The 23,054-nt window shown below is 61.8% G+C and carries 20 protein-coding genes and 1 pseudogene; 12 read left to right on the forward strand and 9 right to left on the reverse strand.

What is annotated here, in order from left to right; genetic code table 11:
- Positions 1-141 precede the first annotated feature (141 nt).
- Both AXG89_RS08955 and AXG89_RS08960 read right to left on the reverse strand, forming a co-directional pair.
- Entirely contained in the window at positions 142-1,740 is a 1,599-nt protein-coding gene (locus AXG89_RS08955) for a sensor histidine kinase N-terminal domain-containing protein (protein ID WP_236873321.1), read from the reverse strand.
- 7 nt (positions 1,741-1,747) lie between these two features.
- A pseudogene (locus tag AXG89_RS08960) lies at positions 1,748-2,490 on the reverse strand (response regulator).
- Positions 2,491-2,716: 226 nt separating this feature from the next.
- On the opposite strand from AXG89_RS08960, the gene recA reads away from it, so the two are divergent.
- From recA to AXG89_RS09000, 8 genes are all read left to right on the forward strand, one after another.
- Positions 2,717-3,787, forward strand: a complete 1,071-nt coding sequence (recA, locus tag AXG89_RS08965) for a recombinase RecA (protein WP_061998620.1) — start codon at positions 2,717-2,719, stop codon at positions 3,785-3,787.
- Between the two features lie 19 nt (positions 3,788-3,806).
- Positions 3,807-5,354: a recombination regulator RecX gene (gene recX, locus AXG89_RS44320; protein ID WP_119024629.1), complete on the forward strand. Its 1,548-nt coding sequence runs from the start codon at positions 3,807-3,809 to the stop codon at positions 5,352-5,354.
- Positions 5,355-5,486: 132 nt separating this feature from the next.
- Positions 5,487-6,152, forward strand: coding sequence for a DUF2889 domain-containing protein (locus AXG89_RS08975; protein ID WP_062169315.1), 666 nt, complete (start codon positions 5,487-5,489; stop codon positions 6,150-6,152).
- Positions 6,153-6,339: 187 nt separating this feature from the next.
- Positions 6,340-7,506, forward strand: a complete 1,167-nt coding sequence (gene sucC / locus AXG89_RS08980; RefSeq protein WP_062169317.1) for an ADP-forming succinate--CoA ligase subunit beta — start codon at positions 6,340-6,342, stop codon at positions 7,504-7,506.
- Positions 7,507-7,632: 126 nt separating this feature from the next.
- Entirely contained in the window at positions 7,633-8,514 is an 882-nt protein-coding gene (gene sucD, locus AXG89_RS08985; RefSeq protein WP_031359567.1) for a succinate--CoA ligase subunit alpha, read from the forward strand.
- 144 nt (positions 8,515-8,658) lie between these two features.
- Positions 8,659-9,369, forward strand: a complete 711-nt coding sequence (locus tag AXG89_RS08990; RefSeq protein WP_062169319.1) for a TerC family protein — start codon at positions 8,659-8,661, stop codon at positions 9,367-9,369.
- 119 nt (positions 9,370-9,488) lie between these two features.
- Positions 9,489-10,091, forward strand: coding sequence for a pilin (locus AXG89_RS08995; protein ID WP_062169322.1), 603 nt, complete (start codon positions 9,489-9,491; stop codon positions 10,089-10,091).
- Positions 10,092-10,318: 227 nt separating this feature from the next.
- On the forward strand, positions 10,319-12,142 hold the full coding sequence (locus AXG89_RS09000; protein WP_062169324.1) for a PglL family O-oligosaccharyltransferase: 1,824 nt from the start codon (positions 10,319-10,321) through the stop codon (positions 12,140-12,142).
- A gap of 108 nt (positions 12,143-12,250) precedes the next feature.
- On the opposite strand, the gene moaC is transcribed toward AXG89_RS09000, so the two are convergent.
- On the reverse strand, positions 12,251-12,730 hold the full coding sequence (gene moaC, locus AXG89_RS09005) for a cyclic pyranopterin monophosphate synthase MoaC (protein WP_062169325.1): 480 nt from the start codon (positions 12,728-12,730) through the stop codon (positions 12,251-12,253).
- Positions 12,731-12,872: 142 nt separating this feature from the next.
- Between moaC and AXG89_RS09010 the strand changes: the two genes are divergently transcribed.
- The gene (locus AXG89_RS09010; protein WP_062169327.1) at positions 12,873-14,732 is read left to right on the forward strand and encodes a M48 family metalloprotease; all 1,860 of its coding nucleotides are present in this window, start codon (positions 12,873-12,875) and stop codon (positions 14,730-14,732) included.
- Here the strand turns inward: AXG89_RS09010 and AXG89_RS09015 are convergent.
- From AXG89_RS09015 to AXG89_RS09040, 6 genes are all read right to left on the reverse strand, one after another.
- Positions 14,729-15,292: a DUF2946 family protein gene (locus AXG89_RS09015; RefSeq protein WP_062169330.1), complete on the reverse strand. Its 564-nt coding sequence runs from the start codon at positions 15,290-15,292 to the stop codon at positions 14,729-14,731. The genes AXG89_RS09010 and AXG89_RS09015 overlap by 4 nt on opposite strands.
- The gene (locus AXG89_RS09020; RefSeq protein WP_082771377.1) at positions 15,285-16,415 is read right to left on the reverse strand and encodes a hydrolase; all 1,131 of its coding nucleotides are present in this window, start codon (positions 16,413-16,415) and stop codon (positions 15,285-15,287) included. Before AXG89_RS09020 ends, AXG89_RS09015 begins: the two co-directional genes overlap by 8 nt.
- Before the next feature lie 106 nt (positions 16,416-16,521).
- Positions 16,522-16,968, reverse strand: a complete 447-nt coding sequence (locus AXG89_RS09025; protein ID WP_061998627.1) for a nuclear transport factor 2 family protein — start codon at positions 16,966-16,968, stop codon at positions 16,522-16,524.
- A 149-nt stretch (positions 16,969-17,117) separates the two neighbouring features.
- The gene (waaF, locus tag AXG89_RS09030; RefSeq protein ID WP_062169331.1) at positions 17,118-18,167 is read right to left on the reverse strand and encodes a lipopolysaccharide heptosyltransferase II; all 1,050 of its coding nucleotides are present in this window, start codon (positions 18,165-18,167) and stop codon (positions 17,118-17,120) included.
- Between the two features lie 242 nt (positions 18,168-18,409).
- Positions 18,410-18,604: a zinc-finger domain-containing protein gene (locus AXG89_RS09035; protein WP_047895834.1), complete on the reverse strand. Its 195-nt coding sequence runs from the start codon at positions 18,602-18,604 to the stop codon at positions 18,410-18,412.
- 93 nt (positions 18,605-18,697) lie between these two features.
- Entirely contained in the window at positions 18,698-19,621 is a 924-nt protein-coding gene (locus tag AXG89_RS09040; protein ID WP_062170460.1) for a branched-chain amino acid transaminase, read from the reverse strand.
- Between the two features lie 310 nt (positions 19,622-19,931).
- Between AXG89_RS09040 and AXG89_RS09045 the strand changes: the two genes are divergently transcribed.
- The 3 genes from AXG89_RS09045 (at position 19,932) to AXG89_RS09055 (ending at position 22,643) form a co-directional block, all read left to right on the forward strand.
- Positions 19,932-20,726 carry an AzlC family ABC transporter permease gene (locus AXG89_RS09045; protein WP_061998629.1) on the forward strand — a complete coding sequence of 265 codons (795 nt, stop codon included), beginning with the start codon at positions 19,932-19,934 and terminating at the stop codon, positions 20,724-20,726.
- Between the two features lie 32 nt (positions 20,727-20,758).
- Positions 20,759-21,046, forward strand: a complete 288-nt coding sequence (locus AXG89_RS09050; protein ID WP_442857250.1) for an AzlD domain-containing protein — start codon at positions 20,759-20,761, stop codon at positions 21,044-21,046.
- 406 nt (positions 21,047-21,452) lie between these two features.
- Positions 21,453-22,643, forward strand: coding sequence for a phosphoglycerate kinase (locus AXG89_RS09055; protein WP_062169335.1), 1,191 nt, complete (start codon positions 21,453-21,455; stop codon positions 22,641-22,643).
- Positions 22,644-23,054: the final 411 nt, after the last annotated feature.

Consider the following 23,054-nt stretch of genomic DNA (forward strand, 5'->3'; position numbering starts at 1 on the left):
TCTGACTGGGTAGGGGTGTGTGGTTTTTGAGATCGCGATGGCGACCGGGTCGAACGTCGGCTATTTTTAATCATTTGACCGTTATTTGCGGGCTAATTTACGTTAATTTCTATATTGTCGGCTTTGCGATCAAGCAATCGCTCAGGGTTTGTCCCGGGCAGGATAAACCCGCTGTAAGCCTACTCTCACAAGCGTTCCCGCCTTTCGGGGCGCTTCGCTGTACACGTGGTCTTCAATGTCGAGCGTGCCACGGTGCATCGTCACGATCTCCCTGACAATGGCCAGGCCCAATCCGCTGCCATCGCCTTCACGTCCGAGAATCCTGTAAAACCGCTCCACCACGCGCGCTCTTTCCGCCACTGGAATGCCCAAGCCCGTGTCTTCGACTTCGAGATAAACGCGGCGCGTGTCCGAATCCTCGGTGCGCACGCGGACCGTGATCCGGCCACCGGGCGGGGTGTAGCGGATGGCGTTATCGATAAGATTCGACAGCATTTCGCGCAGCATCACCACGTTGCCCTCGACCTCGACCGGATGCGGCGGTTCTTCATAGCCGATATCCATGCCCTTCGCCAACGCCGCCTGCACCCAGTCGCGCACGGCAAGCCGCGCAAGATCGGTGAGCTCGACGCGCGAGAAAATCTGCCCGGTCATCCGGTTTTCTGCGCGAGCAAGCGCAAGGAGTTGCGTGACGAGCCGCGCCGCATGCTCGGAACTTGTCGCGATCTGTTCCAGCGAACGCTGGACTTCTGCGGGTACGTCCTGCCGCAGCGCCAGCTCGGCTTGGGTTCGCAAGCCGGCGAGGGGCGTTTTCATTTGATGGGCGGCATCGGCTATGAAGCGTTTTTGCAGCTCCATGTTCTGCTCGAGCCGGTTGAGCAAGTCATTGAACGATGCCACCAGCGGCGCGATTTCCGGCGGCGCGCGGCTCGCTTCGAGCGGCGAAAGGTCGTCAGGACGGCGCGCCCGGATATTCGATTGCAGCGCATGCAGCGGCGCGAGCCCGCGCGACAGCCCGAACCACACCAGCACGATAGCCAGCGGCAAAATCACGAACTGCGGCAGGATCACACCCTTGATGATGTCGTTGGCTAACTGGCTGCGTTTATCGAGCGTCTCGGCCACCTGGACGAGCACCGGCTGCTGCAATGATGGCAATTCGACCGTGGTGTAGGCGACGCGGATATCGTTGCCGCGCAGTACATCGTCACGAAATTCCACAATGCCGGGCTGCGGCCGGTCATCGTCGTGGGGAAGGGGCATGTCGGCGTCGCCGCCCACGAGTTCGCCTCGTGTTCCGAGCACCTGGAAAAAGACGCTATCGACGTTATCCGCCCTCAGGAAATCGCGCGTGGCGTTCGGCAGACGCAATTCCGCTACGCCGTTGACAGGCTGGATTTGCCGGGCGAGCACGTAGGCATCGGTTTCGAGCGCCCGGTCGAACGGCCCGTTGGCTATCGACTTGGCGACCAGATATGTGACGGCGATGCTCATTGGCCACAGCAACAATAGCGGCGCGAGCATCCAGTCGAGAATCTCGCCGAACAGCGAACGCGGCGCCGGTTCGCCGTCGGGCTCGAGCTCGTCGGGCGGCGCGAACGGGTTGGCGTAACGCGCGTCACGAGACACGTCGGGGTCTGCAATGGGTGCATCGAGCAGATCCGGCGACGGGTGCTGCAACGGGTGAGGCGACTCGCGCGACGCCTGGGCGGCACGCTTGGAAGTAGCGGGCGAGCCCATGATGTGGTTACTTGTAGTGAGGGCTGGACGATGCCATCGGGCCGGCGTCCGCGGGTCCTGACGCGACCGGAGCGGCCGCTGGTGCAACGGCTTTTTCAAGGCTATAGCCTAGCCCGCGAACGGTCATGATGCGCGCCCCGCCGGGCTCGATTTTTTTCTTAGCCGATGGACATAGACTTCGATCGCGTTATTGCTGACTTCCTCGCCCCACTCGCAAAGGTGGTTGACGAGCTGTTCCTTCGATACCAGCCGGCCAACCCGCTGCAGCAGGACTTCGAGCACGCCGAGTTCGCGCGCCGACAACTCGATGACCTGGTCGTTGATAGACGCAATGCGCCCGACCTGATCGAATGACAGCGCGCCGTGTTTGACGACTGTCGGGCCGCCTCCGGCGCCGCGCCGGGTGAGGGCGCGCACGCGGGCTTCGAGTTCGTTCAGCGCGAACGGTTTGGCCATGTAGTCGTCGGCGCCGAGGTCGAGGCCCTTGACGCGTTCGTCGACACTGTCGGCGGCTGTCAGGATGAGCACGGGCATCTGGGAATTGCGGGCCCTGAGGCGCCGCAAGACTTCGAGACCGGACATCATGGGCAGGCCCAGGTCGAGGATCAGGAGGTCGAAAGTTTGCAGCGAAAGGGCGGTGTCTGCTTCCACGCCGTGCTTGACGTGATCCACCGCATACCCCGATTGGCGGAGTGATCGAACGAGACCGTCCGCGAGTATGCTGTCGTCTTCGGCAATGAGTATTCGCATCGTAGTGTGCGCAAAAGGCATTGCCGGCACCGCAATTCGCCCGGCGCGGCGGTCTCCAGGTGTTGTGGTGCGCTTGCATGGTCAAGGCGTGGTGTTGAAACTACGCGCGCTGAACCCACTTGCAAAAACACCTGTTTTTTTATACAGTGTCTGTAGCAGTGCACCCAGTGGAGCAAAAGTCCGCGGGCATGCGCCAGATGCCGTTCATCATAGCAAAGGACGATTCATGGAAGATAGCAAGAAAGGCCCGGGCGGGATGTCTGCGGAAAAGAGCAAGGCGCTGGCCGCCGCGCTGTCGCAGATCGAAAAGCAATTCGGCAAGGGGTCGATCATGCGACTCGGCGCCGGCGAAGTCATTGAAGACATCCAGGTGGTGTCTACGGGTTCGCTCGGACTGGATATTGCCCTGGGCGTTGGCGGCTTGCCGCGCGGACGCGTTGTTGAAGTCTACGGTCCGGAATCGTCGGGCAAGACCACGCTGACGCTGCAAGTGATTGCTGAAATGCAGAAGCTTGGCGGTACGGCGGCATTTATTGACGCGGAACACGCGCTCGACATTGGCTACGCGCAGAAGCTAGGCGTGAACCCGTCGGACTTGCTGATCTCGCAGCCGGATACGGGCGAGCAGGCGCTGGAAATCGCGGACGCGCTGGTGCGCTCGGGTTCCATCGACATGATCGTGATCGACTCGGTTGCGGCGCTGGTGCCGAAGGCTGAAATCGAAGGCGAAATGGGCGATTCACTGCCTGGCTTGCAAGCACGTTTGATGTCGCAGGCACTGCGCAAGCTGACCGGCACGATCAAACGTACGAACTGCCTGGTGATTTTCATCAACCAGATCCGCATGAAGATTGGCGTGATGTTTGGCAATCCGGAAACCACCACGGGTGGTAATGCGCTGAAGTTCTACGCATCGGTGCGTCTGGATATTCGCCGTATCGGTTCGATCAAGAAGAACGACGAAGTGATCGGCAATGAAACGCGCGTGAAGGTGGTGAAGAACAAGGTTGCGCCGCCGTTCCGCGAAGCCATCTTCGACATTCTTTACGGCGAAGGCATCTCGCGTCAGGGCGAAATCATCGACTTGGGCGTGCAGGCCAAGCTGGTGGACAAGGCTGGCGCCTGGTACAGCTACAACGGCGAACGGATTGGTCAGGGCAAGGACAACGCACGTGAATTTCTGCGTGAGAACCCGGAAATGGCGCGTGAGATCGAAAACAAGATCCGCGAGTCGCTGGGCGTCAATGCAATGGCTGAGTCACTGCCAGGCGTTGCCGAAGTCGCTGACGAAGAATGAGTGGTAGGCGGTAAAGAAGATGCTGCGCAAAAACCGGTTCGGATCGAAGGCCGGTCGCGACGCGAGTCGTGACTCGGAGCAAGACGTAAAGGACGATCCGGACGGCCCGAATTCCGTAAGCGATGACAGCGAAAGCGTCGACGCTGAGGAAGGGGTTGATCGCTACGAACGAAGCAGCGATCGATACCGCGCAGCATCAAGCGAACGCGCTGGTGCGGAGGGATCTGCACCGGCGCGTCGTTCATTTGGGAACAGCTTTAGCAAGAGCGGTGGCGCTGCCGGCGATAAAACCAGCGGCGGATTCAAGGGCAGCAGCTTTTCGAACAGTAAAAGCAGCGGCAGCAGTTTCGGCAGGAAAAGCAGCTTCGGCAAAAGCGAAAGCGGAGGCGGAAGCCGTTCGAGCCTTTCGCCTGGAACGTCGAAAGCGGAGGCCATCGCAGCGAGCGCTGCCGTTGACAGTGAAAACGCGTCGCCGGATGAAGCCGAGCCGGTGTACGAGCGGTCGAGCGACCGTGCGTTTCCGAAGAAACGCAGCTCGTTTGGCGGCGGGGGCTTAGGGCGGTCGTCTAATGCGAAGGCATCGACGGGCGAATCGGACGACGTCTACGAACGCTCCAGCGATAAAAAATTCGGAAACGGTGGTTCAAGCGGGCGCAAATCATCGTTCGGCGGGAAGGCGGCCACGAAACCTGCAGACGGCGAAGACATTTTCGAACGGTCGACCGAACGCGCGACAAGTCGCAGAAGCGGGTTTGCCAAGAAATCGACCGGGGGCAAATCCGATTCCGATGCAGCAGATCTGGCGAAACAGCAAACCGAAGCGAACGCCGCAGACGCAAACGATCGATTGAAGCAGGCCCGCGCCTTACTTGATCGAGCGGTTATTCAAACGCAGGCGGCATCTGCAAAAAACGCTGCTGCGGGTTCCAATCGAGCAGCCATCACGGGAGAGTTCGAACCCGCCGATCCTTTTGAGCCGTTCGAACAATGCGTTCCGGTCGTCAGCAGCGCGGCAAGCGTGCAAGCCCCAATCTCAGACGCCGACTCCGTCTACACCCGCGGAACCCCGGGCCGAGGCAAACCACCGGCAGCGGGTGACGCTAAAAGCAAACGCCCACAACTCTCGCTGCGCGGTAGAGCGCTCGGCTATCTATCCCGCCGCGAACACAGCCGCGCAGAGCTATCGCGCAAACTCACCCCGCACGTCACCGAAACCGACTCGCTGGAAACCCTGCTCGACGCCCTTGAGCGCGAAGGCTGGCTTTCAAACGAGCGATTCGTCGAGAGCGTGGTTCACCGGCGCGGCGCCAAGCTGGGCACAAGCCGGATCGTGAGCGAGTTGAAGCGAAATGGCATCGATGAAACACTCATCCAGGACGCAAACGCAGCGCTAAAAGACACCGAACTCACCCGCGCCCGCGACGTGTGGAGCAAGAAATACGGCGAGCTGCCAATCACCCCGGCCGACCGCGCCAAACAAGCGCGTTTCCTCGCCACCCGCGGTTTCACCAGCGGCGTGATCATGAAAGTCCTGAAAGCCAGCGACGACGATTTCAGCATCGAATAGTGCTCGCAACCGGCAAAACCAGCACAAAGCAGCCCTGAATCAGCAGTATCCGGCCTTCCGGCAACTGGGTCCGGCTCAAAATGCTCAGTATGGTAAAATCCGTATGTTTTCCCATCCGGCCTTTCTCCACACATGCCGCTTTCTCCGCCTGTTTCCCGTCAGTTGCGCCATCGCCGCGCGATTCGAATGGAAGCGTTTGAGCGTGACGATGGCTTGTGGGACATAGAGGCCTGCCTAACTGATGAAAAGCCGCGCGACGTCAAACTCGCGTCGGGCGTCCGGCCTCAAGGCCTGCCGATCCATGAACTCTGGCTGCGCATCACTATCGACCGCACGTTCGCTATCGTCGAAGCCGAAGCAGCTTCCGACTGGGCGCCGTATGGCCAGTTGTGTTCAGCGTCGAACCCGGCATATCGCGCGCTTATCGGCCTCAATCTCGTACAGAATTTCCGTCGTGAATCCAGCCGCCTGCTGGCCGGCACGACCGGTTGCACGCACCTCACCGAACTCTGCGCCGTCCTTCCCACCGCCGCCATCCAGGCTTTCGCGGGCGAAGTATGGAACACTGAAAAGGGCGGCTCGCCCGGACAGTCATCGGACAATTCGGGGGCGAACAGCACAGCAGCCGACACAGACAAACCGCCTTTCCAGCTCGGCCGTTGCAACGCTTTGCGTTTCGACGGCGACGCTGTCCGGCATCACTATCCACGCTGGTTCGGTCACGCGCCTAGAAACGCGCCGGACGGAACTGCACGCATCGTGGAAAAGGACAGTCCGAAAGACCGGGAGCGCACTTGAGCCAGCTCAGCGAATCCAGCGTGAGCAGGTTCACCAGAACTGGCCGACCACGAAATACCAGCAAGATCAGCAGAATCAGCATGAGTCCGGCGACGTTTGTCATCGCTGCCGGATAGATTGCTCGGCGTAAATCTTCGTATTCAACCATTCGAAGTTCAATCCAACTCTCAGACTGAAGGAATCACGCATGAAGATTCACGAGTACCAGGGAAAGGAAATCCTGCGGAAGTTCGGCGTCGCGGTCCCGCGCGGCAAGCCCGTGTTCTCGGTGGACGATGCGGTCAAGGCCGCTGAAGAGCTGGGCGGCCCGGTATGGGTCGTCAAGGCTCAGATTCACGCTGGCGGTCGTGGTAAGGGCGGCGGCGTGAAGGTTGCAAAGACGCTGGACCAGGTTCGCGAATATTCGAACCAGATCCTCGGCATGCAGCTCGTCACGCACCAGACCGGCCCTGAAGGCCAAAAGGTGAACCGCCTGCTGATCGAAGAAGGCGCGGACATCAAGAAGGAACTGTACATCGGCCTCGTGCTCGACCGTATCACGCAAAAAGTCGTGGTGATGGCTTCGAGCGAAGGCGGCATGGACATTGAAGAAGTCGCGGAAAAGACGCCGGAACTGCTGCACAAGTTCGCCGTCGAGCCGTCGACGGGTCTGCAGGACAAGGACGCCGACGATCTCTCGCGCAAGATCGGCATTCCGGAAGGATCGATCCCGCAAGCACGCGCCATCCTGCAAGGCCTGTACAAGGCATTCTGGGAAACGGACGCATCGCTCGCCGAAATCAACCCGCTGATCGTCACGGGCGACGGCAAGGTGATCGCACTCGACGCCAAATTCAACTTCGACGCAAATGCGCTGTTCCGTCATCCGGACATCGTGGCGTATCGCGATATCGACGAAGAAGATCCGGCTGAAGTGGAAGCGTCGAAGTTCGATCTGGCCTACATCTCGCTCGATGGCAACATCGGCTGCCTGGTGAACGGTGCAGGTCTGGCAATGGCGACCATGGACACGATCAAGCTGTTCGGCGGCGAGCCCGCCAACTTCCTCGACGTGGGTGGTGGCGCCACGACCGAAAAGGTCACGGAAGCCTTCAAGATCATGTTGAAGAACCCGGGCCTGAAGGCGATCCTCGTGAACATCTTCGGCGGCATCATGCGCTGCGACGTGATCGCGGAAGGCGTGATCGAAGCGTCGAAGGCTGTGTCGCTGAAGGTTCCTCTGGTCGTGCGCATGAAGGGCACGAACGAAGATCTCGGCAAGAAGATGCTGGCGGATTCAGGCTTGCCGATCATCGCGGCCGACAGCATGGAAGAAGCTGCGCAGAAGGTCGTCGCGGCAGCCGAGGGCAAGTAAGGGCGAGGATTTTTCCGGCAATTACGAGCGTTCCACCAGACACGAAAGGCGGCGCTTATTCGCCTCGCCGCGGCTTGAAACAAGGCGCGCGGGTGAAAAGCGGCGCTGACGAACAGAGGTCACACCATGTCGATTCTGATCAACAAAGACACCAAGGTTATTACCCAGGGCATCACCGGTAAGACCGGCCAGTTCCACACCCGCGCTTGCCGCGAGTATGCGAACGGCCGTGAGGCATACGTTGCGGGCGTGAACCCGAAGCGTGCCGGCGAAGATTTCGAAGGCATCCCCATCTACGCAAGCGTCGCGGAAGCGAAGGCTGAAACGGGTGCAACCGTTTCGGTGATCTACGTGCCGCCGGCTGGCGCCGCTGCTGCAATCTGGGAAGCGGTCGAAGCCGATCTGGATCTCGCCATCTGCATCACGGAAGGTATTCCCGTGCGCGACATGCTCGAGATCAAGGACCGTATGCGTCGCGAAAATCGCAAGACGCTGCTGCTCGGACCGAACTGCCCGGGCACGATCACGCCGGACGAATTGAAGATCGGCATCATGCCGGGTCATATTCACCGCAAGGGTCGTATTGGCGTGGTGTCGCGTTCGGGCACGCTCACGTACGAAGCAGTTGGCCAGTTGACGGCTATTGGCCTCGGCCAGTCGTCGGCGGTGGGTATCGGCGGCGACCCGATCAACGGTCTGAAGCACATCGACGTGATGAAGATGTTCAACGACGATCCCGACACGGATGCCGTGATCATGATCGGCGAGATCGGTGGTCCGGACGAAGCAAACGCCGCTTACTGGATCAAGGACAACATGAAGAAGCCGGTGGTTGGCTTCATCGCGGGCGTCACGGCTCCGGCCGGCAAGCGCATGGGTCATGCAGGCGCGCTGATTTCGGGCGGTGCGGATACTGCCGATGCCAAGCTGGAAATCATGGAAGCATGCGGTATCACCGTCACGAAGAACCCGTCGGAAATGGCGCGTTTGTTGAAGGCGATGCTTTAAGGAACGGCTGATCGACAGGAAACGCGGGGCTTTGCTATGCTTGTGTAAGCCTTTCGTAACGCGTCGGTTATAAAAGCGGGGGAGCTAAGGCTTCCCCGCTTTTTTTTCGCGTGCTTTCTGTCGCTGTCGCTCACCGGTTTTTTCATGCTCGAATTTTTCGCCACCCTCCATTGGGGCGCTGTTCTTCAGATCATCGTCATAGATATCTTGCTCGGAGGCGACAACGCCGTCGTCATCGCGCTTGCCGTGCGCAACCTGCCCGACCAGCAACGCACGCGCGGCGTGCTGCTCGGCACGCTCGGGGCGATTGTCCTGCGGGTTGTGCTGATCGCGTTTGCGGTCGTGCTGCTCGGTATTCCCTTCCTTAAATTCGTAGGCGGCCTGCTGCTGTTGTGGATCGGCGTGAAACTCATGATGCCGGATCACAGTGATCCGAACGTGAAACGCTACGATCAGCTTTGGGCCGCGATCAAGACCATCATCGTCGCCGACGCCGTCATGAGCCTCGACAACGTGATCGCGGTCGCGGGCGCCGCCGAGGCCGCCGACCCGCAGCATCGGCTTGCGTTGGTGATCTTCGGCTTGCTGGTGAGCATTCCGCTGATTGTGTGGGGCAGCACGCTGGTACTCAAGCTGATCGATAAATTCCCGATCGTGATTGCGTTGGGCGCCGGATTGCTCGGGTGGATTGCGGGTGGGTTGATCATCAATGATCCGTTCATCGATCGATGGCCTACGTTGAACGTCCCGAGCGCCGAGTATGCCGCGCAAGTCGCCGGCGCGGTGCTTGTTCTGTCTGTCGGCTGGTTCTTTCGCAGGCGCGTGCAGTCCACGGAATCGAAGGCCGCGCACTGATTTTTCTCGCCGAACGTTAGCCGTTTGGCTGACTGCCGGCGGCTCGCAGGGCTCAATAAGATCGAAGCGTCTGGATTGCATTACGCAGCCAGACGCTTCGATCTTTTGGGAGTTCAGCGATGACAGTAGCGGTGTGCGGGTTCAAGAGCATCAAGGAAGGCAAGTCGTGGTTTCGACGAGCGTGGGCGCGCGGGAAGAAAAAGCGCTCAGGAAGAGGTTTCACGCTGATCGAGTTGATGATCGTGCTGGCGATTGTGGGTGTGGTCGCCGCCTACGCGATCCCGGCTTATCAGGATTACCTGGCGCGTAGCCGGGTGGGAGAGGGTTTGTCGCTGGCGTCGTCGGCGCGTCTGGCTGTGGCTGAGAATGCTGCGAGCGGGTCGGATCTGGGCGGCGGATATTCCACCCCGCCGGGAACGCGCAACGTGGAGTCCATTCACGTGAATGACGACAACGGCCAGATCACGATCGCGTATTCCACGCGCGTGGCGCCCGCGGGCGAGAACACTATCGTGCTCGTACCATCTTCGCCCGACAATGCCGACGCGCCGACCGCGCGCACGGTGCTGACGAAGGGCTCGGTCCAGGCCGGATCGATTACGTGGGAGTGCTTCGCGGCAACGAAAACGGCTTCGTCGTTGCCGGCGCCGGGTGCGGGTCCGCTGCCATCTGAGGCGCCGACTCTGCCACCCAATCTCGCACCGCCTGAGTGCCGCGCTTGATTTGACTATGCTGGTTTGACGGTGCTGAAAGGCTGACCGCAAGCAAACGTAATCGCTGCAGTGACGCATCGAGCGAGCACGCAGATTGCGGTCAGCTTCTTTGTTTCGCCGAAAGCGCCACGAATTTCAAACGATTCTCAGCGATTTCGGCGCATTTCATGCACGTCGCCGCACAGCATGAGTAATTTTTTGTATAGTGCGCCGGTTGCCGACGTTCCCGACCCCTCATGCCTTCAAACATCGCGCGCTACCTTACTCTTGCCGTCCTCTGTCTGGCGCTGACGATTCCGTACGCGGTCGTCAACCACACGTATCCCATTCCGACGTTCTACGCGGAGTACAGCGCGCTCGGGCTGTTCCTTGCGCTCGGCGCCGCCATGGCGCTGGTCGTGCGTTTGTCCGAGCCGCGTATAGCGTTCGCGACGCCTGTCATCGCGTTGATGCCGCTGGTGCTCGGGCTGTTGCTCGTGGTGCAGACGGTCGTGCTGCCGGTCGCGCAGCCATCCATGAACTGGCTCGGCGGCGGGTATCTGCTGGCGTCGTTTATCGCGGTGCATACGGGGTATGGACTCGTGCGCGCCGGAATGGCCGAGCGGGCGTTGCGATGGGGCGCGGCGGCGTTGATTGTCGGCGGCCTCTTTGCCGTGTTCTGCCAGGTCGTGCAGCTCTTTCACATGGAATCGAAGTTTTCGCCGTTCGTGGTGGCGTACAACGTAACCGTCGAGCGCCGGCCGTTCGGCAACATGGCGCAGGCGAATCACCTTGCCACTTATATTGCGTTCGCGACGGCGGGCGCGCTTTATCTCGTGCAGACGCGGCGATTGCCGGTGATTGCGTGGCTTGTGCTTTCGGCGATTTTTTCTGCAGGTTTGGCGCTGACCGTATCGCGTGGACCGTGGTTGCAGATGGGCGTGATCGTGGTCGCCGGTTTGTGGATGGCGTTGATCCAGGGCCGCTCGACCGCCGCCGATGATCCCGACGCGCCTGCGAGTGATGCTTCCCGCAGCAAGGCGCGCGCATGGTTGATCCCCGTCGTCTTGCTCGTGCTGTTCTTCGCGGTGAACGGCGCGATCCGCTGGGCGAATGTGCGTTATCAACTCGACCTGGGGCAGTCGGCAGCGGAGCGCATGCAGGATGCGAACCAGATCGCTCCCCGGCTTGCGCTGTGGAAATACGGCTGGACGATGTTCCTGACGCATCCGCTTCTCGGTGTGGGCTGGGGCGAATTCCCGTTGCACCAGTTCGAGTTCGTGCGCGAACTTGGCGGCGTGGAGATCGCGAATAATTCGCACGATATCTTCATCGATCTGCTCGCGAAAACCGGCCTGCTCGGCTTGGCGATCGTGCTGTTCGGCGTCATTGGCTGGCTTGTGCGCGTGCTGCGCGCGCCGCATACGCCGGCGCGGATTTTTGGGCTCGCGTTGCTGGGTGTTCTGATGATGCACGCGCTCGTCGAATATCCGCAGCAGTACATGTTTTATCTGATGCCCGCCATGCTGATCTTCGGCTTGCTGGAGACGCGGCCTTTGCGTTTGGTATCGCGTTCGTTTTCTTACGGGCTTTATGCGGCGCTGGTCGTGCTCGGGCTGCTTTCGCTTTATCCAGTCCTGCGCGATTACAACCGCGCCGAAGTGCTGTATTACGGCGCCCGGCCGGCGGAGCAGTACGCGGCGGATCCGTCTATCCTGTTCCGCGCGTGGGGTGAATATGGTGCGGCGACGCTGTTGCCCATGAATGGTCAGGATCTTGCCAGCAAGCTCGATATGCACCATCAGGCGATCGCGTTGTTGCCCGGCGAAACCGTCTTGCGCCGATACGCCGTGCTGCAAGCGCTGGCCGGCGAGGATCAGGACGCGCTCGATACCATGGCGAGGCTGAAGATTTTCGCGACCGAGTTGCACGACTGGCCGACACAACTGGCATCGGTATTCAAATCAGTCGATGAGCAGGGCAAGCCGCTCGCCGGATTCAAGGCGGAGCTGGTGAAGTTGTATGGTCTGCCGGCATCTCCGGCAACCGATGATAGTGACGACGATGATGGGGATGATTGAATCCCCGGCGACCTTGTTCTCCAAGAGTTTCGCTCAGAAATAAATCAAGGCCGTTTCAGCGCAAGCTGGGACGGCCTTGGTTCATATGCAACGGGTTAGTTGAAGGAATCAGTCCTTCGCCACCCAATCCCCCGACTTCCCCCCGTGCTTCTCCATGACGCGAACATCGGTGATCGTCATCCCGCGATCCACCGCCTTGCACATGTCATAAACCGTCAGCAAGCCGATCTGCACGGCCGTCAGCGCTTCCATCTCCACGCCGGTTCTTCCAACCGTCTCGACCCGCACTTCGCAATGCACGCCGGGCAAAGTCTCATCGATGGAAAAATCCACCGCCACGCGCGTCAGCGCCAGCGGATGGCATAGCGGAATCAGATCCGACGTGCGCTTCGCGCCCTGGATCGCGGCGATTTGCGCGACACCCAGCACGTCGCCTTTCTTTGCCTTGCCGTCGCGGATCAGCGCGAGCGTGGCGGGCAGCATCGCGATGGAACCGCGTGCAACGGCAATGCGCCGGGTTTCGCTTTTGTCGCCGACATCGACCATGTGCGCTTCGCCAGAAGCATCGAAATGTGTAAGTCCGGACATGAATTCTCCTTGCATCGGGCGCTCATCATACCAGCGGCGTGCGGCGATCCAGGCGGGTGGTCCGTGCGCGCTCACGCTGCTACGATAAGCTTTTCCAGCCGATCGTGACCGCCGCCCCGGCCAACCGTATAGCAAGTTTGCCATGCGTCCAAACCGCCTGATCGCCGCCGTGTTGTGCCTGACCGTGGGCCTGCCTCCCGGCGCGTTCGCGCAGACAGCGGCGCCAACGGCATCAGCATCGGCATCCGCACCGCCATCCGGCGACGCACTGACCACGCCGACCGCTACCATCGATGCCAACGTCTTCGGCCTCTACGGCGGCGCCGCGGCGCGCTTCGCCAACCGTCCGGGCGAAAAAGCGGGACTGCAGGCATCCATGAACGCGCTCCAGCTCCCCGATCTCGGCGATGGTTCCGGCGGCGCGCTCACCCCGCAAGCCGAGCGCCGTCTCGGCGAGCGCCTGATGCGCGATCTTCGGCGCGACCCCGATTACCTCGACGACTGGCTCATCCGCGATTACCTCAACTCGGTGGCGGCGCGTTTGTCGGCGGCTGCGGCGACGCAGTACATCGGCGGTTATTTGCCGGACTTCGATCTCTTTCCCGTGCGCGATCCGCAGATCAACGCGTTCTCGATGCCCGGCGGTTTTATCGGTGTGAATACCGGATTGATTGCGACGAGCCAGACGGAGTCGGAACTGGCATCGGTGATTGGGCACGAGATGGGACACGTGCTGCAACGGCATATCGCGCGGATGATGGGTTCGAGCGAGCGCAGCGGTTATGCGGCGCTCGCGGCCATGCTGTTCGGCGTGCTCGCGGGCGTGGTGGCGCACAGCGGCGACCTGGGGATGGGCATCGCGATGGGCGGCCAGGCGTTCGCGCTCGATAACCAGTTGCGGTTCTCGCGCTCGGCGGAGCACGAGGCGGACCGCGTTGGCTTCCAGATGTTGAGCGCGGCCGGCTACGATCCGTACGCAATGGTCTCGTTTTTCGCGCGGCTCGACCGGACCGCGATGGGCGATAACGGCGTGCCGCCGTATCTGCGAACGCATCCGCTGACGGGCGAGCGCATGGCCGACATGGAAGACCGTGCGCGCCGGGTGCCGTATCGTCAGCCGCGGCAGGAGCCGGAATACGGTTTTGTCAGGGCGCGTGCCCGCGTGCTGCAGGCGAATTCGACGAGTGAATATCGCGATGTCGCCACCCGGCTGCGCTCGGAAATCGAGGATCAGACTGCGCTGAACGTGGCCGCTAACTGGTATGGGATCGCGCTCGCGCAGACGCTGCAGCGCGATTACGATGCCGCGAACGCATCGCTCGCCGAGGCGCGCAAAGTGTTCGATGCCGAGCCCGCGCAGGAGGACCGTCCGGCTTCGGCGGAACAAAAGGCGCCGATGGTTGCCCACGCCAGCAACCCGCTTCCATCCACGTCATCAATCGATGTCGCGTCTCCGGCGAGCGCCGCGCTGGCATCGCTGAACGCTGCAAAAACGCCAGCCACCGTGGTGAATCTCGGCACCATCGCCGCAAAACGTCCGCAGGATCGCAGCTCGCCGAGCCTCGATGTCCTCGCCGCCGATATCGCGCGCCTCGCCGGTCACGACAACGAAGCCATCCATCTCGCCGATATCGCCCAGGTGCGCTGGCCTGCATCGCACGCGGCTATCGAAACGCATTTGCAGGCGTTGTTGTCCGCGCGTCGTTTTACGGAAGCCCAGGCGCTGGCGCGCCGCGAAACCCGCGATGACCCGAATCAGCCCGACTGGTGGCGTTACCTGGCGCAAGCGAGCGCGGGCGCGAACGACGCAATGCAGCAGCATCGCGCGATGGCGGAGAAGCTGGCGCTCGACGGCGCGTGGCCATCGGCTATCCGGCAGTTGCAGGCGGCGCGCGATCTGAAAAACGCGGGTTTCTACGATTTATCGACGATATCCGCGCGGCTGCGCGATTTCGAAACGCGCTACAAGGAAGAGCGCGAGATGGAGAAGGACGACAGTTAGGCCGCCGCTGCCCTGGCCGCAGGACTGGTGACGAAGGCGAAACGTTCCGCCACATCGTGGCGCGCAATGCGTTGCAGCGTTAGATCGACGCCCGGCGCGAAGTGAAAAATGCCGCCGTTTTCATCGAGTTCCGCATTCGATGAAAACAGATCCAGGTCGTGATCGTGCAAGGCGGCAATGCGCGTCGAATCCGAGAAGAGTATGTTCCCTTGGTCATCCAGCCACGCTTCGGATGGTTCGAACCCGCCACCCGCGTGATCCGTCAGCTTGAGCGCGCCATTCGCCTCGGACAGTCGCACGATCCACGGCGTGTACCCCAACTCCACATACACGCGCTGCGGGCCGTTCTGGAAGAACCACTGGCCGGCGTCATCGGCGGCGTAATTGCGGTTGATGAAGCCGAGGAGCGCGTCGTGGCGGATGATATCGCCAGGCAGATTCGCGGCTTGCGCGGCGTCGTCGCGCATGCGCCACTGGCCGCGCCGGTCGAGCAGCAGCCATCCGGTGCAATGCGGAACGTTCGGCCATTTGGCCAGCGCCTGCTTGACGATCTCATCCATGCGTGGAATCCGTAGTGGGTGCTGATGCTGGTGCTGCCTGCTTCACGTGCGTCTGCAAATAACCGAAAACCCGCTGCGACAACCAGTCGATACGCCCCGGAAACGGCCCGATCATGAACCCTACGTGGCCGCCGTGCATGGGTTGATCGAGCGTGACGGTGGCTGATACTTCCGTCGCCGATGGCAGCACGCGCCCCGGCAGGAACGGATCGTTGCGGGCGTTCAGGACAAGCGTCGGCGCGGCGATCTGCGGCAAGAAAGGCCGCGTGGTGGCGCGGGTCCAGTAGTCGTCGGTATCGCGGAAACCGTGGACGGGCGCGGTGACGGCGTTATCGAATGCGTGCATGGTGCGCGCGGCGAGCATGGCGTCGCGGTCGAAAAGGCCCGGGTATTGTTCGAGCTTGGCGAGCGCCTTGCGCTTGAGCGTCTTGAGGAAACTGCGCGTGTAGACCATGCCGAATCCCTGCGATATTGCGTGGCCGCCCGCGTGGACATCGAGCGGCGCGGAGATGGCGGCGGCGGCATCCAGAACGGCTGTGGCGTCCTGTTCCTGCTCGCAGAGCCATCGCAACAACACGTTGCCTCCCAGCGATACACCCGCCGCAACGACCGGCCCATTGTGTTGTGCTTTCAGACGGCGCAGAACCCAGTCGACTTCGGCGCTGTCGGCGAGATGGTAGAAGCGTGGCAGGAGGTTCATCGAACCGCTGCAACTGCGAAAATGCGGCACGACGCCATGCCAGCCGCGCGCCTTCGCTTCGGCCATCAGCACACGCGCGTAATGGGAATCGGAACTGCCTTCCAGACCGTGGAACAGCACGAAAAGCGGTGCCTTGGCTTGAGGCCTTGCGGTGTCTACAGCACTGTCGAGCCAGTCCAGGTCGATGAAATCGCCATCCGGCGTGGTCCATCGTTCTCGTTTGTACTGGACCATCGGCCGGCGGGCGAACAACGCGGGCACGATGGTTTGGGCGTGAGCGCTCGGCAGCCATCGCGGCGCCTGGTACAGCAGATCGATTATCGGATCGACGAGCGCGTCGAGGGCAGAGTCGGGCGCGTCAGTTTCCGATGCCGTCGCGCGCGCCGGGCCGGGAGCAATGAGGTGAGATGAATCGCGTTTCATGGCGCGTTATCAAACGAGGTGCGGTCGGAGCATCGGTACATCGAGGACAGCAATCCCCAAGCCACTGATAAAGGCGTTCCAGCTTGCCGCGCCCGCGAATTCCATTTCAGTGCAGCGGACCCTGTCCATGACGCATCTTGGCAGCAACCTGGCCGGCCGCTTCGTCTGGCATCGCACTCGCGTGGATATGTGCTATGCGCCATTCCCCACGTTCGTGAACCATCACGTAGGTGCTGAAAACCATGGCGGGCGTGCTGCCGGGCTCGGTGGACTGATGCGCTTCGGCGATCGCGTAGACCACGGTGCCGAGACTGTCGTAGACACGGATATCGAGCGGCTCGACTGTGATCGGCAGGTTTTCGAGTTGCGTTGCAAGACCCGCGCGTATGCTGTCCAGGCCGCTCAGGTGCGAGCCGTCCGCACAGATGAACGTGGCGAATTCCTCGTCGATCCACAGCGCCATCACGCTGTCGACATTGCCCTCCGCGACGGCCTGGTAGTAGGCGTTGAGGGTATCGGCGGCGGCTTCGAAGAGGCGGGCAAAACGTGGCATGGCTAGTGGGTCTCTAACGTTCGATGCACGGCGTCCAGTGTTTTGCGGACAAAAAACGCCACGGTTCGGTCAAGTTTCAAAAGCATGCCCCCGCTTGGGTGGCATTGGCATGTCGCAGGCGTGAACTACGTTGCGTGAACTACGTTGCGTCAACTACGCTGCGTCATCAGCATGCCGCGCAGATCGCCGAAAACCTGATCCGCGCCGAGCTCGCGCAGGCAGTTCAGATGACCCAGCGGACACTCGCGGGCAAAGCACGGACTGCATTCGAGGTGCAGCCATTGTACCTTTGCGAGATCGGAGAGGGGCGGCGTGTGGCGCGGGTCGGTCGAGCCGAACACCGCGACCAGCGGGCGGCGCAGCGCGGCTGCGACATGCATCAGGCCGGAATCGTTGGTGACCACGGCGCTCGCACGCGAGATCAGCGCGCACGCTTCGCCCAAAGACGTCTGGCCGCACAGGTTGCGCACGTTCGGCGCGCGGTCCGCAATCGCCTGCGCGAGCGGCGCGTCTTTGGGCGAGCCAAGCGCGACGATCCGGGCATACGGGAACGACTGCGCGATGAACTGCGCCAGAGACGCGAAATGCTCCGGCGGCCAGCGTTTGGCCGGGCCGAACTCGGCGCCGGGGCAGAACACAACGAGCGGCGCGCGGGTATCGAGATTGAAGCGCGTGGAGACGCGTGCAGCTTCGTTCAGGTCGAGATCGAGGCGTGGCACGGGCATGGGAGCCGTGGCGTTTTCCTGCAGCCACGGCAGCTTTGCGCCCGGTGCATAGGCGAGTGCGGCGTACTGGCTGACCATCGGCGGGCGCTGGTCTTTCGGCGGATTGGCGTGCCGCACGTTGAGCAGGCCGTAGCGGCTTTCGCCTTTGTAGCCAACGCGCAGGTTGATGCCCGCCATGAACGGGATCAGCGCCGACTTGAACGAGTTCGGCAGCACGTACGCGGCGTCGTAGCCCACGTCGCGCAGGTCGCTCGCGAGTTGCCAACGGCGCAGCATCTGCAGCTTGCCGTGCGCGAGATCGGTGGCGTAGACATCGTGGATCTCGGGCATGCGCTCGAGCACGGGCGCGACCCAGGCGGGCGCGACGGCGTCGATGACAATCCGTGGGTGCAGTTTCCTGAGCAGCGAGAACAGCGGCTGCGCCATCAATGCGTCACCAATCCAGTTCGGGGCGATAACCAACGCGCGACGCATCTAATTAAATTCCAATCTCGAAAATGACGCAGCACACGCTGTCTTGGCGAGGCGGGTCGGTGCAAATGGGGTGGTTGGCGTCCCGCGCGCAGTGCGCCGGACGTCGATGTGCGGTGTTTTGCCCGTGGATGCCATCAAGCAAAGCACGCGCGTGCAAGCGCGATTCAGTCCGCGACCAGATTGGAGCCGCGGATCGGATTGCCCGAGCGCTTCGTGAAACCGGCTTGGGCCGAGCAGCGCGCTCAATGGCCTTTGATCGTTTCGCCGTCTTTCAGCTTGTAGCGCGTGCCGCAATACGGGCAGCGCGCTTCGCCGTGCGAGATATCGAGGAACACGCGCGGATGCGTGCTCCAGCGCGGCATATTCGGATTTGGGCAGAACGCCGGCACGTCTTTGGCCGACAACTGCACCAGCGGCATTTCCTTCAGTTCGCTCATGAGGAATCTCGTTCGGGTTCGTTTCTACGTTCTATTCTGGGGACGCGGCGAACGGGCTTTTCGCCGGTCCGCCGAGATATTCGCTTGACCGCCTTACTTGACCGTCGACAACCAGTCCGCGTACTTATCGTTCTTGCCGCTCACGATATCGAAGAACGCGCTTTGCAGCTTCTCCGTGATCGGACCGCGCTTGCCTTCGCCGATAGTGCGATTGTCCAGCTCGCGGATCGGCGTGACTTCGGCGGCCGTGCCGGTGAAGAACGCTTCGTCGCAGGTGTAGACCTCGTCGCGGGTGATGCGCTTTTCGATCACCGGAATGCCGAAGTCGCGTGCGAGCGTGATCACCGTGTCGCGCGTGATGCCGTCGAGGCACGAAGCCAGGTCCGGCGTGTACAGCTTGCCGTTGTTCACCAGGAAGAAGTTTTCGCCGGAGCCTTCCGACACGTAGCCGTCGACGTCGAGCAGCAGCGCTTCGTCGTAACCGTCTGTGATGGCTTCCTGATTGGCCAGGATCGAGTTCACATACCAGCCGGACGCCTTGGCGCGCACCATCGACACGTTCACGTGATGACGCGTGAACGACGACGTCTTGACACGGATGCCCTTGGCAATGCCGTCGTCGCCGAGATAGGCGCCCCACGGCCATGCGGCGATTGCGACGTGAATGGTGTTGCCCTTCGCCGATACACCCAGCTTTTCCGACCCCACCCAGATGATCGGGCGGATATAGCAGGATTCGAGCTTGTTCACGCCGACCACTTCGAGCTGCGCCGCTTCGAGCGTGGCGTGGTCGAACGGGACTTCCATCTGGAAGATCTTGGCGGAGTTAAGCAGACGCTTGGTGTGATCCTTGAGGCGGAAGATCGACGTGCCGCTGCCGGTCTTGTAGGCGCGCACGCCTTCAAAAACGCCCATGCCATAGTGCAGCGTGTGGGTCAGCACGTGGATGTTGGCGTCGCGCCAGTCGATCAGCTTGCCATCCATCCAGATCTTGCCGTCGCGGTCGGCCATTGACATACGTTTCTCCTGGCGAGTGTGGTGCACGTGTTTGAATGGGCCGCCGGCGCGGTTCCACGTATGCACGGGAACCCGGATTTCGATGCAGATCCGGCACGCGGCCAGACGGCCAAAGACCGTCATTTTAGCGTCTTTTCGATTAAAAAATGGGCGGCGTCGGCCATTTGGCGCCTTTCACGCCGCTATAATTCGCCTTTCGCCGTCATGCGGTGCGTCCAGCGCGAGCTGAATCGGCGCACAAATAGCGCTCAGCTCACCCCAGGTCACCGTCCGACTGCACCCCGACTGCACCCAACGCGCACTCACATTCATGTTCGACCGGCTGTCCGATACCAACCGACGCGCATTCATCGAGGGCGTCAAGACGCTCTCTCCGGCGGTTCCGGCGACGTTCTCGTGGGGCCTCGTGACCGGTATCGCGATGGCGAAGTCGGTGCTCACCGTGCCGCAAGCGCTCGGCATGTCGCTCGCAGCCTATGCCGGGTCATCGCAACTCGCCGTGCTGCCGCTGTTGGCAGCCAAGCTGCCGCTCTGGACCATCCTGTTGACCGCCGCCATGGTCAACCTGCGCTTCGTCATCTTCAGCGCGGGACTTGCGCCGCATTTCGGCTATCTGCCGCTGCGCCGCCGGCTGGTGCTCGGCTATTTCAATGGCGACATCATCTATTTGATGTTCTCGAAGCGCAATTTCCCGGTCGGCTATCAGCCCGGCAAGGAGGCGTTCTTCTGGGGGCTGGCCGCGACGAGCTGGTCGTCGTGGCAGGTTTCATCGATCGTGGGGATTCTGCTTGCGAGCGTTTTCCCGGATAACTGGGGACTCGAGCTTGCCGGTACGCTCGCGCTCGTTCCGCTGATCGTGTCCGCGATCGCCACGCGCTCCACACTTGCGGCCGTGGGCGTGGCGAGCGTCGTTGCGCTGATCACGCTGGACCTGCCTTATCGGTTGTCGTTGCCGCTGGCGGTCGTCGCGGCGTTGCTGGCCGGGACGTTCGTGGATCTGATGGCGGAGAAGTTGGGCGTGCGCGCCGCGCCGAAAGATCCGGCCGTTGAACCGCCCCGTGCCAAACTCGATGCCCCCGCCAAAAATACCCGGAGCGCCCGGTGACCGCCGCCCAGATTTGGCTTGCCATTGCCGGCATGGCGCTGATCACGGGCCTGACGCGCGCACTGTTCCTGATCGGCGGCGAACGCATGATCTTGCCCGAGCGGGTACAGCGCGCCTTGCGTTATGCACCGGCTGCGGCGCTCGTCGCGGTCGTCGTGCCCGATTTGCTGAGCACGCCGGATGGACTGTCCATCGCGTTTTCGAACCACGCGCTGTATGCGTCGCTCTGCGGCCTTGCCTGGTTTTTGTGGCGGCGGAGCATGCTCGGGACGATCGTCGTGGGCATGATCGTGTTCACCGGATTGCGGCTCTTCGCCTGATTTCATGCTGCGCCGCACCATGATGTGCAAGGCATTGTGAGCAATCCCGAATCCCGGGGATTTGCGTTTGCAGCGTTGGCGGGCGGTGGGTATCGGTTAAAATGGCGATCTTGCTGTCGTGTCCAATGAGGTCGATCGTGTATCCGGCAGTCACCGCACAAGCGCTTCAATCGCTCCAGTCGCTTCAGTCTCCGCTGTCACGCCCAGCCGTTTCGACGCATCGGTCTGCGGCGCGATCCGCTTTGTCGTCTGCATCGGGACTGCATCGTTCGCCCAACCGCAAGCACACCGCTTCCGCTTCAATTTCCCCGTAGCACTCTCTCGCGAGCCGCAGGCCTTTGGTTCCGGCCTGTGATTTCCAATCGCCCGAACCGCTTTCCAATCACCCGCTCACACGCTGACTCCCATGACGAAAGTACTGCGTTTCACCGATCTGATCGCCGAAGGCAAAGTGTCCGGCAAACGTGTTTTCATCCGTGCCGATCTCAATGTGCCGCAGGACGATCAGGGCAACATCACTGAAGACACGCGCGTGCGCGCATCGGTGCCGGCCATTCAGCAGGCGCTTGCCGCGGGCGCGGCCGTCATGGTCACGTCCCACCTTGGCCGTCCGACCGAAGGCCAGTTCAAGCCCGAGGATTCGCTCGCACCGGTGGCCAGGCGTCTTGGTGAATTGCTCGGCCGCGACGTGCCGCTGGTGGCCGATTGGGTCGATGGTGTCCAGGTCCAGCCGGGTCAGGTCGTGCTGCTCGAGAACTGCCGCTGCAACAAGGGTGAGAAGAAGAACGACGACGCGCTGTCACAGAAGCTCGCCAAACTTTGCGATATCTACGTGAACGACGCATTCGGCACGGCGCACCGGGCTGAAGCGACCACGCACGGAATTGCGAAATACGCGCCCGTGGCGTGCGCGGGTCCGCTGCTCGCGGCTGAACTCGACGCATTGGGCAAGGCGCTCGGCGAGCCGAAGCGTCCGCTGGTCGCGATCGTGGCGGGATCGAAGGTATCGACGAAACTCACCATCCTCAAGTCGCTGGCCGAGAAAGTGGACCAGTTGATCGTGGGCGGCGGCATTGCCAACACGTTCATGCTGGCTTCCGGCCTGAATATCGGCAAGTCGCTGGCGGAAAAGGATCTCGTCGATGAAGCCAGGACCATCATCAGCGAAGCGCGTGCGCGAGGGGCATCGGTGCCCATTCCTAGCGACGTCGTGACCGCGAAGGAATTCGCCGCGACCGCGAAGGCCGAAACGAAGGCCGTCGACCAGGTCCAGGACGACGACCTGATCCTCGATATCGGTCCGGACACCGCCAAGGCGCTCGCCGCGCAACTGGAAAAGGCCGGCACGATCGTATGGAACGGTCCGGTCGGCGTGTTCGAATTCGACCAGTTCGGCAACGGCACGAAGACGTTGGCGGACGCCATCGCGAACTCGTCGGCGTTCTCGATTGCAGGCGGCGGCGACACGCTCGCGGCCATCCAGAAATACGGCATCCACGACAAGATTTCCTACATCTCGACGGGCGGCGGCGCGTTCCTCGAGTTCCTGGAAGGCAAGACGTTGCCGGCGGTAGAAGTGCTCGAATCGCGGGCCTGATCTCATGACAAAAGCCACGTCGGAGTCGGATAACGAGCGGTCTGTATTGGCCGTGGAAGAGCTGGCGGAGAAGATGGTCGAGGACGTGGAGGGCAGCGTGGGCGAAGAAGCGCGCCATGCCCGCGCGGTCGAGGCGGTTGCTACGTCTACTGCGTCCACGCCGGACGCGCTTTCATCTGCAGCCGAAAGCGATCAAGGCATTGAAGACGACGCAAAGCCGAAGCGCCCGGCCCGCGTTCCCGCCCGGCGTAGCGGCAAGTTGAAGAAGGAAACGGCGGTCATGATCGGCGGCGCGAGTGCAGCGTCGCTGATACCTGGCCCCGGAGCGTTATCGAACAGCCATCACAAAGCGACGCCGGCACGATCCGGCGCGCGTCCGCAGGCGGAGACAACTGAATCCCCGTCAGCACA

The organism is Burkholderia sp. PAMC 26561 (assembly GCF_001557535.2).
Taxonomy (GTDB): Bacteria; Pseudomonadota; Gammaproteobacteria; order Burkholderiales; family Burkholderiaceae; genus Caballeronia.